The sequence below is a fragment of the Nonomuraea angiospora genome, assembly GCF_014873145.1.
Lineage (GTDB): Bacteria > Actinomycetota > Actinomycetes > Streptosporangiales > Streptosporangiaceae > Nonomuraea > Nonomuraea angiospora.
Genome location: NZ_JADBEK010000001.1, coordinates 12,276,365 through 12,288,262, shown reverse-complemented (window position 1 = coordinate 12,288,262; position 11,898 = coordinate 12,276,365). Strand labels below are relative to the sequence as shown.

At 70.6% G+C, this 11,898-nt stretch carries 10 protein-coding genes; 8 read left to right on the top strand and 2 right to left on the bottom strand.

Features of this window, described 5'->3' with window-relative positions; translation table 11 throughout:
- From H4W80_RS56390 to H4W80_RS56355, 8 genes are all read left to right on the top strand, one after another.
- Positions 1 to 1,284: an RNA polymerase sigma factor gene (locus H4W80_RS56390; protein ID WP_192794355.1), complete on the top strand. Its 1,284-nt coding sequence runs from the start codon at positions 1 to 3 to the stop codon at positions 1,282 to 1,284.
- An 86-nt stretch (positions 1,285 to 1,370) separates the two neighbouring features.
- On the top strand, positions 1,371 to 1,868 hold the full coding sequence (locus tag H4W80_RS56385) for an SRPBCC family protein (protein ID WP_225964238.1): 498 nt from the start codon (positions 1,371 to 1,373) through the stop codon (positions 1,866 to 1,868).
- A gap of 382 nt (positions 1,869 to 2,250) precedes the next feature.
- Positions 2,251 to 3,597 (top strand): ABC transporter substrate-binding protein, encoded by a 1,347-nt coding sequence (locus H4W80_RS56380; RefSeq protein ID WP_192792551.1) that lies wholly within the window; start codon positions 2,251 to 2,253, stop codon positions 3,595 to 3,597.
- Between the two features lie 57 nt (positions 3,598 to 3,654).
- Positions 3,655 to 4,611, top strand: a complete 957-nt coding sequence (locus tag H4W80_RS56375; protein ID WP_192792550.1) for a carbohydrate ABC transporter permease — start codon at positions 3,655 to 3,657, stop codon at positions 4,609 to 4,611.
- Entirely contained in the window at positions 4,608 to 5,438 is an 831-nt protein-coding gene (locus tag H4W80_RS56370; protein WP_192792549.1) for a carbohydrate ABC transporter permease, read from the top strand. The genes H4W80_RS56375 and H4W80_RS56370 overlap by 4 nt, the downstream gene beginning before the upstream one ends.
- A complete protein-coding gene (locus H4W80_RS56365; RefSeq protein WP_192792548.1) occupies positions 5,435 to 6,844 on the top strand; it encodes a GH1 family beta-glucosidase in 1,410 nt (469 codons plus the stop codon). The genes H4W80_RS56370 and H4W80_RS56365 overlap by 4 nt, the downstream gene beginning before the upstream one ends.
- Positions 6,825 to 7,823: a LacI family DNA-binding transcriptional regulator gene (locus H4W80_RS56360; protein ID WP_192792547.1), complete on the top strand. Its 999-nt coding sequence runs from the start codon at positions 6,825 to 6,827 to the stop codon at positions 7,821 to 7,823. The genes H4W80_RS56365 and H4W80_RS56360 overlap by 20 nt, the downstream gene beginning before the upstream one ends.
- A 9-nt stretch (positions 7,824 to 7,832) precedes the next feature.
- On the top strand, positions 7,833 to 8,828 hold the full coding sequence (locus H4W80_RS56355; protein WP_192792546.1) for a phosphotransferase family protein: 996 nt from the start codon (positions 7,833 to 7,835) through the stop codon (positions 8,826 to 8,828).
- Here H4W80_RS56355 and H4W80_RS56350 read toward each other — a convergent pair.
- Complete coding sequence (locus tag H4W80_RS56350; RefSeq protein ID WP_192792545.1) at positions 8,772 to 10,991, bottom strand: M64 family metallopeptidase; 2,220 nt, start codon at positions 10,989 to 10,991, stop codon at positions 8,772 to 8,774. The two genes, H4W80_RS56355 and H4W80_RS56350, sit on opposite strands and share 57 nt — an antisense overlap.
- Positions 10,992 to 11,042: 51 nt before the next feature.
- Positions 11,043 to 11,894, bottom strand: coding sequence for an anti-sigma factor (locus tag H4W80_RS56345; protein WP_192792544.1), 852 nt, complete (start codon positions 11,892 to 11,894; stop codon positions 11,043 to 11,045).
- Positions 11,895 to 11,898 lie beyond the last annotated feature (4 nt).

The window sequence follows — 11,898 nt, the reverse complement described above, 5'->3', positions numbered from 1 at the left end:
ATGGCTTCCGACGCCGACGACCAGCCCCCCGCTCGCCGCGGGGCGGAGACCCATCGGGCCATCGAGGCGGTGTGGCGGATCGAGGCGGCCCGGCTCATCGCCGGGCTCGCCCGGCTGGTGCGCGACGTCGGCCTGGCCGAGGAGCTGGCCCAGGACGCGCTGGTCGCCGCCCTGGAGCAGTGGCCGGAGTCCGGCGTGCCCCGCAACCCCGGCGCCTGGCTGATGACGGTGTCGAAGCGCCGCGCCATCGACCTGATCCGCAGGAACGAACGCCTCGAACGCAACCTGATCGAGCTCGGCCACCGGCTCGGCACCGAGGAGGACCTGCCCCAGGTCGACGAGATCGAAGACGACCTCCTGCGGCTGGTGTTCACGGCCTGCCACCCGACGCTCTCCATGGACGCCCGGGTGGCCCTCACGCTCCGCGTGCTCGGCGGCCTGACCACCGACGAGATCGCCCGCGCGTTCCTGGTCCCGGAGTCCACGGCGGCGCAGCGGATCGTCCGCGCCAAGCGAACCCTGGCCGACAGGAAGATCCCCTTCGAGGTCCCCCAGGCCGCCGAGCTGTCCGCGCGCCTGGAATCGGTCCTGGAGGTCATCTATCTGATCTTCAACGAGGGCTATTCGGCGACGGCCGGCGACGACTGGATGCGTCCCGCCCTGTGCGAGGACGCGCTCCGGCTGGGCCGGGTCCTGGCCGGCCTGATGCCCGAGGAGCCGGAGGTGCACGGCCTGGTCGCCCTCATGGAGATCCAGGCCTCCAGGTCGGCGGCCCGCGTGAGCCCGTCCGGCGAGCCCGTCCTCCTCCTCGACCAGGACCGCGCCCGCTGGGACCGGCTTCTCATCCACCGCGGCCTCACCGCCCTGGAGCGGGCCGAGAAGCTGGGGGACGGAGCGCCCGGCCCGTACACCCTCCAGGCCGCCATCGCCGCCTGCCACGCGCGAGCGCTCGACCCGGAGGACACCGACTGGGCAGGCATCGCGAGCCTGTACGAGGCGCTGGCCAAGCTGTCCCGCTCCCCCATCGTCGAGCTCAACCGGGCCGTCGCCCTCTCCATGGCCTACGGCCCCGCGGTCGGCCTCCAACTCCTCGACCAGATCGCCGGCGAGCCCTCACTCAAGGACTACCACCTGCTGCCGAGCGTACGAGGAGACCTGCTCTTCAAGCTGGGCCGGAGGGAGGAGGCCCGCACCGAGTTCGAGAGAGCGGCGGACATGACCCGCAACGCCCGCGAACGCGCCCTACTCCAGGAACGCGCCACCGCCTGCCGGGAGGCCGGGTGAGATTCGGCCCTACGACCGATGAGTTCCGCCTCGCCGCGTCGTCTGCATGGGGGGACCTTCCGCGCCCGCGGGAGGCCCGCGATGAGATGACGAGGAGCGTGCACACCGTGGACCAGGAGAACGTGAGCGCCAGCCTGACCGTCGCCGTGCCCGCCGCGAGGGTGTTCGCGGTGCTGGCGGACCCGGCGACCCATGCGGCGATCGACGGCACCGGCTGGGTCCAGAAGGCCGTGAACCGGGCGCCGCTGACCGAGGTGGGGCAGATCTTCCGGATGGACATGTATCACGACAACCATCCGAACGGCGACTACCGGGTGGCCAACAAGGTCCAGGTGCTCGACCCGCCGCGCGCCATCGCCTGGCTGACGGGGTCGGAGAAGGACGACGGCCGGCTGGAGTTCGGCGGCTGGATCTGGCGTTACGACCTCGCGCCGCTCGGGCCGTCCGAGACCGAGGTCACGCTCTCCTATGACTGGTCGGCGGTGTCGCCGTACCTCCGGGAGCACATCCGGTTCCCGCCGTTCGGCCCGGAGCATCTCAGCAACTCGCTGCGCCACCTGGCCGAGCTCGTCTCCGTCGGGTGAGGTCGCCGGCGGGACGGCCGGCAGACCTCCGACGCCCACGAACCCCGGTCGGGGACGGGACGGCTCCCGCCCCTCCGACCGGGGTTCTCACTGGTGGTGTGACCGGGAGAAAGCGTGGTCGGTGCGGGTGACATGCCCTTGATGCGACACAAAAGATGCCTCTTGTGGTGGGAGCGCTCCCAAGCCGCCCTTTGCGAGGTATAACGCCAAAAATCCCGTTCTAGAGTGACAAACCGCCTCATTGGTAACGGTTGCGTTTCGGTGGATTGACGTGCAGACCACGTAAGTGCACCCTTTGTGGGAGCGCTCCCAAAGACTCCCACCGCGGCGGAGCGCGAGCCGCGGTGCACTCCCCCAACATTCACCCGAGAAGGGGTCACCCATGATGATCAGCAAGCGTCGCGGCGGTCTCGCCGCGGCCTCTGCCCTGGCCGCGGCGGCGCTGGCCGTCGCGTCCTGCAGCTCCGGCGGCGGCACCGCGACGGGGTCCAGCAGCGCTCCCGCCTCCTCCGCGGCGGCTGAGCCGGTCACCATCCGCGTTCAGACTTTTGGCGGCGGCACCAACTTCGGCTACAAGAACGCCATCACGAAGTGGAACGCCGAGCACAAGGACATCCAGATCAAGGAAGAGCACCTGACCGACCAGTTCGAGCAGCAGTACTGGCCGCAGATGATCCAGTGGTTGCAGGCCGGCAACGGCGCGGGCGACGTGGTGGGCATCGACGAGGGCGGCATGGGCCTGGCCAAGGCGCACCCCGAATGGTGGGCCGATCTCAAGGAGTTCGGGCTGGAGTCCCGCAAGGCGGACTTCCCGGCGTGGAAGTGGGAGAACGGCGTCACGGCCGACGGCAAGCTGTTCGGCCTGGGCACCGACATCGGCGGCATGAGCCTCTGCTACCGCGCGGACCTGTTCAAGAAGGCCGGGCTGCCGACCGAGCGTGACAAGGTCAGCGCGCTCTGGCCGACCTGGGACGAGTTCATGAACGTCGCCAAGACGTTCCAGTCGAAGGTCAAGGACACCAAGTTCACCGACGGCACGAACACGCTCTACCAGGTCGTCCTCTACCAGGAGGCGGCCAAGAACGGCAACGTGACGTACTTCGACAAGGACAACAACCTCATCGTCGACAAGAACCCGGCGGTGAAGGCGGGCTTCGACTTCGCCACGAAGATGAGCCAGCAGGGCCTGACCGCCAAGCTCCGCAACTTCACCGACGAGTGGGCGGCGGGCACCCAGAAGGGCGCGTTCGCCACGGTCGGCTGCCCGTCCTGGATGCTCGGCGTGGTCAGCGGCAACGCCGGCGACGGCGGCAAGGGCAAGTGGGACGTGGCCAGCGTGCCGGGCGGCGGCGGCAACTGGGGCGGCTCCTGGCTGGCCGTGCCCAAGCAGTCCAAGCACCCGAAGGAAGCCGCGATGGTCGCCGACTACCTGACCAACGCGCAGACCGAGGCGAGCATCTTCGCCGACTTCGGCAACATGCCGAGCAACACGAAGGCCCAGCAGGACCCGGCCGTGCAGGGCGCGAAGAACGAGTTCTTCAACGACGCCCCCATCGGTGAGATCTTCGCCAAGTCCGCGTCGAGCCTGCAGCCGGTCTTCCTCGGCGTGAAGCACGCCCAGGTCAAGAACGCCATCGAGTCCGTCATCCAGGGCATGGACGACGGCTCCGTCCCGTACGACAAGGCCTGGCAGCAGCTGGTCGACGACGCGGTGAAGGCCGCGGGCTAGTCTCCCCGCCCGGCCCGCGAGCAGCGGGCCGGGCTTGTTGCCGCCGAAAGGTCTGCCATGAGCCTCGACACCCTCCCGCGGGCGGCGCGGAACAACCATCGCCGCGCCCGTCCGCCCGGCCACCGCTGGCGTTCACGATTCGACGTCAAAGCGATGCCGTACGCCCTGGTGTCCCCTTATTTCCTGCTTTTCGCCGCCTTCGGGCTGTTCCCGTTGGCCTTCACCCTGTACTACTCGCTCTACGACTACGACCTGGCCGGGACCGTGGAGTGGACCGGGCTGGGCAACTACACCGCCCTGCTCGGCGACGAGGACTTCTGGAACGCCGTGGTCAACACGGTGGGCATGTTCATCCTCGCCACCGTCCCCCAGATGATCCTCGCGCTGCTCCTGGCCAACGCGCTGAACAAGCGCCTGAAGCTCCGCCTGGCCATCCGCATGAGCGTGCTGCTGCCGCTGGTCACGTCGGTGGTCGCGGTCGCGGTGGTGTTCACGCAGCTGTACGCCCGCGACTGGGGCCTGGTCAACTGGGTCCTGAGCGGGCTCGGTGTCGACAAGACGAACTGGCGGGCCGAGCGCATCCCGTCGTGGATCGCCATCGCCACCATGGTCGACTGGCGCTGGACGGGCTACAACGCGATCATCTTCCTGGCCGGCATGCAGACGATCCCGCGCGACCTGTACGAGGCCGCCGCGATCGACGGCGCGTCGCGTCGCAGGCAGTTCTGGCAGATCACGCTGCCGATGCTGCGCCCGACGATGATCTTCGTGGTGCTCAACTCCACGATCGGCGGCCTGACGCTGTTCTCCGAGCCGACCACGTTCTACAACGGCAACGTCGACGGCGGCTCGCAGGGACAGTTCCAGACGGTGGCCATGTTCATCGTCAAGCAGGGCTTCCGCGAGTTCGACTACGGCTACGCCGCGGCGGCCGCCTGGCTGCTGTTCCTGCTCATCCTCATAGGAGCGGCGATCAACTTCCTGTTCGTGCGCAGGATCGGGGGCACCAGATGAACAACTTCTCCCCGACCCTCGCCACCCGGCTCATGCTGGCCCTGGCCGTCCTGCTGTCGGCGTTCCCGCTGTACTGGATGCTCGTCATCGCCTCCCGTACGAACGCCGACGCCGTATCGGTGCCGCCGCCGTTCCTGCCGGGCGGGAACCTGGGCGACAACATCGTCGCGGTGCTCAACAACGAGGACGCCAAGTTCCTGCTGGGCCTGACGAACTCGTTCATCGTGTCGAGCATCGTCACCGTCTCCGTGGTGATCATCTCCACGCTGGCCGGCTTCGCCTTCGCGAACCTGAGCTTCAAGGGCAGGAACCTGCTGCTGGTGCTCGTGCTGCTGACGATGGCGGTGCCGTTGCAGCAGATGGGCGTGGTGCCCCTCTACCGGCTCATGGTGAGCCTGGAGTGGACCGGCACGCTCAAGGCGGTCATCCTGCCGTACCTGCTCAACGGGTTCGGCGTGTTCCTGATGACGCAGTACACTCGCCAGGCCGTGCCGATGGAGCTGGTCGAGGCCGCCCGGGTCGACGGCGCCGCCACGCTGCGGATCTGGTGGAACGTCGTCCTGCCCGCCGTGCGTCCGGGCATGGCGGTGCTCGGCATCAACACGTTCATGCTCATGTGGAACGACTTCATGTGGCCGCTGATCGTGCTGACCCCGGACAACCCGACCGTGCAGATCGCGATCACCTCGCTCAACGCCAGGTTCTCCACGAACTACACGTTGATCTTCGCGGGAACGGCGTTGTCCATCATTCCGCTCATCGCAGTATTCGTCGCATTCGGCCGCCAGATCGTCGGCGGCCTCATGGAAGGTGCGGTCAAGGCGTGACGACACAAGAGGAACAGACGCGTGCCGGGCTGCGCTTCCCTGCGGGCTTCGCGTGGGGCGCGGCGACCTCGGCGTACCAGATCGAGGGCGCGGTCGAGGAGGACGGGCGCGGCGTCTCCATCTGGGACACCTTCACCAGGACGCCGGGCCGGATTCTCAACGGCCACAACGCGGACGTGGCCATCGACCACTACCACCGGTACCGGGAAGACGTCCGGATCATGGCGGACCTGGGCCTGTCGGCCTACCGTTTCTCGGTCTCCTGGCCCCGCATCCAGCCGACCGGATCCGGCAAGGTCAACCAGAAGGGGCTGGACTTCTACAAGCGGCTCGCCGACGAGCTGCGCGGGCACGGCATCGACCCGTGGCTGACCCTCTACCACTGGGACCTGCCGCAGGAGCTGGAGGACAAGGGCGGCTGGCCGAACCGCGACGTGGCGTACTGCTTCGCGGACTACGCGGCGACGGTCCACGAGGCGCTGAAGGACCACATCCACACCTTCAGCACCGTCAACGAGCCATGGTGCGCCGCGTTCCTCGGCTACGCCTCGGGCGAGCACGCCCCTGGCCGGCGCGAGCCGGAGAACGCGATCAGGGGCGCGCACCACCTCAACCTGGCGCACGGGCTGGCCGTCCAGGCGATGGACGCCCGGCGCGTCGGCGGCTGCGTGAACCTGTACGCGGTCACGCCCGCCACCGACAGCGCGGAGGACCTGGACGCCGCGCGGCGCATCGACGGGCTGCAGAACCGGTTCTTCCTGGACGCGCTGCTGCTGGGCCGCTACCCGGAGGACGTGCTGGAGGACGTGCCGGGCGATGGCGACTTCATCCAGCCGGGCGACCTGAAGATCATCAACGCGCCCATCGACGTGCTGCTCGTCAACTACTACAGCCGCTTCACGGTCTCGGGAGCACCAGGCGGCAGGCAGTCGGCGGCGGCCGCCCCCACGGACTCGGGGTCTCCGTGGGTGGGCAGCGAGCACGTGTCGTTCGTCAGCGGTGGCCAGCCGGTGACGGCCATGGGCTGGGAGATCGACGAGGGCGGCCTGGTGGAGGTCCTCACGAGGGTGGCGCGGGAGTACCCGCCGATCCCGATGGTGGTCTCCGAGAACGGCGCCGCCTTCGACGACGTGCTCGAGGACGGCCGGATCCACGACGCCGAGCGGCGCGCGTACGTGGAGGCGCACCTGGGCGCCTGCAAGCAGGCCATCGAGGCGGGCGTGCCCCTGGAGGGCTATTTCGCCTGGTCACTGATGGACAACTTCGAGTGGGCCTGGGGCTATGGCAAGCGGTTCGGCCTGGTGCGCGTGGACTTCGAGACCCAGGAACGGCTGATCAAGGACAGCGCGCTCTGGTACTCGGAGATCATCCGGCAGAATAGGCGCCATGAACCGACCGACTCTTGAGGCAGTCGCGGCTCGGGCCGGTGTAGGCCGGGGCACGGTGTCTAGAGTCATCAACGGCTCGCCGAACGTCAGCTCCAAGGCCCGCGAGGCCGTGGAGCTGGCCATCCGCGAGCTGGGCTACGTGCCCAACCGCGCGGCGCGCGCCCTGGTGACGCGCCGCACCGACGCGGTGGCCCTGGTGGTGTCCGAGTCACAGCTGCGGGTGTTCGACGACCCGTTCTTCGCGGGCACCATCCGCGGCATCGGCTCGGCGCTCTCGGAGACCGGGCTGCAGCTCATCCTGGCGATGGCCCGCACCACCGAGGAGTACGACCGGCTGGAGCAGTACCTGACCGGGCAGCACGTCGACGGCGTGCTGCTGCTGTCGCTGCACGGCGCCGACCCGCTGCCGGGGCGGCTCGAGGAGATGGGCGTGCCGACCGTGCTCGGCGGCCGCCCCGTCGGGCTCGACCCCTACAGCTACGTCGACATGGACAACAGGGCAGGGGCCCGGCAGGCGGTCAAACACCTGCTGGGCCTCGGCCGCACGCGCATCGCCACCATCGCCGGTCACCAGGACATGGGCGTGGGCGTCGACCGTCTGGCCGGCTATCGCGACGCGCTGTTGCCCGCCGGGCTGCCGGAGCTGGTGGTGTACGGCGACTTCTCGGAGGAGAGCGGCTCTGCGGCGATGACCCAGCTGCTGGCGAGCCATCCCGATCTCGACGCGGTCTTCGCCGCGTCCGACCCGATGGCCCTGGGCGCGATGCGCGTGCTCAAGGCGGCGGGGCGGGCGATCCCGGAGGACGTGGCGGTGATCGGGTTCGACGACTCCAAGGCCGCGCTGCACGCCGACCCGCCGCTGACCACCGTCCACCAGCCGACCGAGCAGATGGGCCGGCAGATGGCGCAGCTGCTGGTGGCCCGCATCAACGGCGAGGAGCTGCGCCAGCCCGTCGTGATCCTCGACACCCACCTGGTACGCCGGCAGTCAGCGTGAAAGGCCCTCGTGGACAGTAGAACCAAGCGCCGCTTATCCGACGCCGAGCTCGACGCCCTGCTCCGCCGCGCGCTGGGCACGGGCGTCGTGGCCGTCACCGAGCTGACCGACGGCTACGCCAACGCCGTGTGGCGGCTGAAGCTCGACGACGGGCGCGAGGTGGTGCTCAAGCTGTCCCCGCCGCCCGACCTCGACCAGCTCAGCTACGAGCGCAACCTGCTGCGCATGGAGGCCGCCGCGTACGAGCTGGCGGCGCAGGCGGGCGTGCCGGTGGCCACGCTGCTGTGCGCCGGGTTCGACGACCCGGTGCTGGGCGGCGACTACCTGCTGCTCGACGCGCTCGACGGGGTCTCGTGGAACGACGTCAAGCCGGAGGGCGAGCAGGCGCTGCGCCAGGAGCTGGGCCGCCACCTGGCCAGGTTCAACGCGGTGAGCGGCGAGGTCTTCGGCTACCCGCACGCCGGGATCGTCGGCGCCACGTGGCGGCAGGCGTTCCTGGCGATGGTGGGGGCGCTGGTCGGCGACACCGAGCGCTACCCGACGCCGCTGCCGCGCTCCCCCGGCGAGATCATGGCGGTGGTCGAGGCCGCGTCGCCGGTGCTCGACGAGGTGACGACGCCGCGGCTGGTGCACTTCGACGTCTGGCCGGGCAACGTCTTCCTCGACGTCAGCGGCCCGCCCCGGATCCAGGCCATCATCGACCACGAACGGGCCTTCTGGGGCGACCCGCTCGCCGAGTTCGTCACGCCGACGATCTTCGGCGAGCTGGCGGAGGACGACCCGCTGCTGGCGGGCTACCGCGAGGTGACGCCGCTGGAGCTCACCCCGGCGGCGCGCACCCGCATCGACCTCTACCGCGCCTACCTCTACCTGATCCTGCTGGTGGAGAACGGACCCCGGCAGTATCCGGAGGAGGAGTACGCCAGGCTCCGCGAGGCCTCGTTCGGCTCACTTGCCGCCGTGCTCGACCGCCTCGTAAGCGCCTCCTCTGGCGGCCGCGGCTAGCCGGACGCACGATCGCGCGCCCTTGTTGGGCACGCCGAGGTCGACGGGCCTGTCACCCGTGCACAGCAGCGCGCCGCTGATCGTGCTGCCCGACAGGATCGGCGCCGTGTTGCCGGCCAGCAGGACGGCGCCGCGCAGGTCGGCGCCCACGATGGCCAGCGCCTTGGCGCCGCTGACGTTGAGCGCGCCGGTCAGGGAGGCCTTGAGCAGGTGGACGGCGGCGGGCTGCGCCGCGGTCAGCGTGCCGGCGATCCGGCCGCCCTTGACCACGAGCGAGGCTCCGGGCCGCACCGTGATGGGCCCGCTGACCTGCGCGCCGTCGAGGCAGGTGACGCCGTCGGCGACGACGATGGCGCCCTGGTGGAGGCCGGTGACCGTGCGGGTGCAGGCGGGCGGCGGGGCGATCGTGGTGACGGTGAAGCTCTTCGGCGTCCCCTGGTTGCCCGCGGCGTCGATCGAGCGGTACTCGATCGTGTGCCGGCCGCGCGGCAGCTTCCCGTACACGAGGGAGTCGATGACCGTGCCCTCCTCGCTGAACGTCCACGGCAGCTCCGAGGAGGTGGGCCAGCCGAAGTAGTTGAACCAGCCGTCCCCGTCCATCCTGGACTCCGAGACCACGTAGCCGCCGCGGTCGTCCTCGCCCGCCAGCCGCATGGAGAACGGGCCGTTGTAGACGTAGGCGTCGCCGGCCGCGGCGAGCGGCTCGGACAGCTCGTAGCGGGTGTCGGGCCGGCTCGCGTCGATCTGCCAGTTGAGGGTCTGGCCGCCGAGGGCGGCGGTCAGGGTGTGCGTGCCCGGTCGCAGGTCCAGCTTGCCCAGGTCGAGGTCGGTGCCGGCGCCCGCCGGGCGGCCGTCCACGGTCCACGTCACCTCGGGCACGGTCGCGGCCGGATGGGTGGTCTCCACGTACACGACGTCGGCGCGGCCCAGCGGCCGGTCGGTGGGGGTGGAGGAGACGAACGCGGCCTCGGCGCCGTCCGGCGGGGTGGTCAGCGACGTGTCCACCGTCCAGGTGCGGGACTTGGTGATGGCCGCCCTGATCGCCGGGTCCCTGACGAACTCGGTCGGGTCCGAGACGGTGGCCGTGACGGTGTGCGTGCCCGGGCTGAGGCCGAGGGTGCGCAGGTCGAGGGCGTCGTCGTGGCTCGCGAGGTCCTTGCCGTCCACGTTCCAGGTGGTCGTCAGCGAGTGGCCGACGGGGCGCATCGGCTCGACCCAGAGCACCCGGTCGGCGCCGACGGGCTGCTGGTTGGGTGTGGCGTCCTGGATGACCATGGTCTTGGCGGTGATGCGCTGGACCATGACCTCGCGGCTGACCTGGTCGAAGTAATAGCCGAGGGTCTTCATCATCGAGTGCCGGCTGGGCCGCCAGACGCCGGTCGTGTAGTACAGGCCGCCCTCGTAGCGGCCGATGGGGCCGCCCGACTCGCTGGGCTCGCCCAGCCAGCGCCACCACTTCTTCTGCTGGTCCTTCAGCTGCTGCTCGGTCAGCAGGGTGTGGTGGGGGCTGGACGGCTCGGCTCCCGGGTAGGCGCCGCCGGGGACGCCGCGCTGGTAGTAGTCGTACTCGTCCTGCAGGCCGCCCAGGGAGTGGCCCAGCTCGTGCGGGCTGATCAGGGCGGACATGCTGTTGCTGCCCGAGGCGGTGGCGTACGAGCCGCCGGCGCCGCCGTACGTGCCGCTGTTGCCGAGCGCGAGGATCTGCCGGTTGCCGGAGGAGGTGCCGGTGACCAGGTCGGCGTAGCGGGTGGCGGCGGCGTTGTCCATGGTGATCAGGCGCTGGACGCTGGCGGGGTTGCAGCGGCCCCAGAAGCCCATGCCGAGCGGGGTGACCTTCCTCGGCGCGTCCAGTCCGGGGTCGCAGCTGATGCCGGACTCGCCGGAGACGATGTCGACGCGGTAGACGTTGATGTAGTTGCGATACGTCTTGAACGGCTCGATCGACCACATCACGTTGAGGTGCCGGTCCACGTCCGCCCGGAACTTCGCCTGCTCCGGCTCGGTGTAGCCGTCGCCCATGATGATCAGGTTGAATCGCCTGGCCGGAGAGCCCGTGACCTGGACGGGCGCCACGGTGGCCGCGCCCGCCTCGGCGGCCGCCGCGGGCACGGGTAACACGGGTAACAGTGCGGCGGCCAGCGCCAGGGCCGCGAAGATACGCATGCCCAGCACTATCTACGATCAAACGCCCGTGACCAACCCCCTAACTGCGTGTCAGGCCTCCGGGAGCTCGGCCAGGAGGATCGGCCGCGTCGTGGGCCTGCCGGAACCGGCCGCCGGCTCGACCGTGAGCGCCACGCGGTCCTCCCCCCGCTCCGGCGTGATCAGCAGGGGGGCGGTCAGGCCGCCCCCGGCCCGGTCGAGCATCCCGGCGGGGCGGGGGCCGTCCGGGCCCATCAGCCACAGCTCGTACCCCTTGGACCGGGGCAGCTCGGCCAGGCCGGACGAGGCGAACACCAGGCGTCCCCTGGCCCTGGAGATCACGACCGTGCCGGTGCCGCCGGAGGTGGCGGGCCTGCGTACCGTCTCGGCGTCGGGCGCGGCCAGCACGGCGATCACCTCGTCGTTCCTGGCGGTCAGGTCGCTCAGGTCACGGCGGGCGTCCACGGCGACGGCGCCGAGCGCGACCGCGGCCACCGCGGCCACGGCCGCCAGGCCCGCCGTCACCCTGGCCCGGCGGCGCCTGAGGGGCGCGGGCGGGGCCGCAGGCGGGGCTGCGGGCGTGCGGGACGCCGGGGGCCACCAGATGGTCGGGCCGTCGTCGGGCACCGCTCCTGACCCCCTCTCCGGCCGCTCCTCGGGCCGCCGCCGCTCGGGCCGCTGGTCGGGCCGCTGGTCGGGCCGCCGCTGGTCGTGGGCGGCGTCGAGCAGGCGCTGCCGGAGCGGGGCGGGCGGTGGCTCGGCCACCGCCTCGGCGAGCCTGGCCGCCGTCTCCCGCAGCCGCCGGACCTCCATCCAGCAGGCCGAGCACGCCGGCAGATGCTCCTCGTACAGCACCCACTCGGCGTACGGCAGTGCGTGCACGGCGTAGGCGCCGGAGAGGGCGTGGAGGTCGTCCGTCATCATCCAC

What these genes read in the sequence shown, in the direction of transcription:
- H4W80_RS56385 (WP_225964238.1), top strand. Translation starts at nt 1,371, where the DNA reads ATGACGAGGAGCGTGCACACCGTGGACCAGGAGAACGTGAGCGCCAGC.
- H4W80_RS56350 (WP_192792545.1), bottom strand. Translation starts at nt 10,991, where the DNA reads ATGCGTATCTTCGCGGCCCTGGCGCTGGCCGCCGCACTGTTACCCGTG.
- H4W80_RS56370 (WP_192792549.1), top strand. Translation starts at nt 4,608, where the DNA reads ATGAACAACTTCTCCCCGACCCTCGCCACCCGGCTCATGCTGGCCCTG.
- H4W80_RS56380 (WP_192792551.1), top strand. Translation starts at nt 2,251, where the DNA reads ATGATGATCAGCAAGCGTCGCGGCGGTCTCGCCGCGGCCTCTGCCCTG.
- H4W80_RS56390 (WP_192794355.1), top strand. Translation starts at nt 1, where the DNA reads ATGGCTTCCGACGCCGACGACCAGCCCCCCGCTCGCCGCGGGGCGGAG.
- H4W80_RS56375 (WP_192792550.1), top strand. Translation starts at nt 3,655, where the DNA reads ATGAGCCTCGACACCCTCCCGCGGGCGGCGCGGAACAACCATCGCCGC.
- H4W80_RS56345 (WP_192792544.1), bottom strand. Translation starts at nt 11,894, where the DNA reads ATGATGACGGACGACCTCCACGCCCTCTCCGGCGCCTACGCCGTGCAC.
- H4W80_RS56360 (WP_192792547.1), top strand. Translation starts at nt 6,825, where the DNA reads ATGAACCGACCGACTCTTGAGGCAGTCGCGGCTCGGGCCGGTGTAGGC.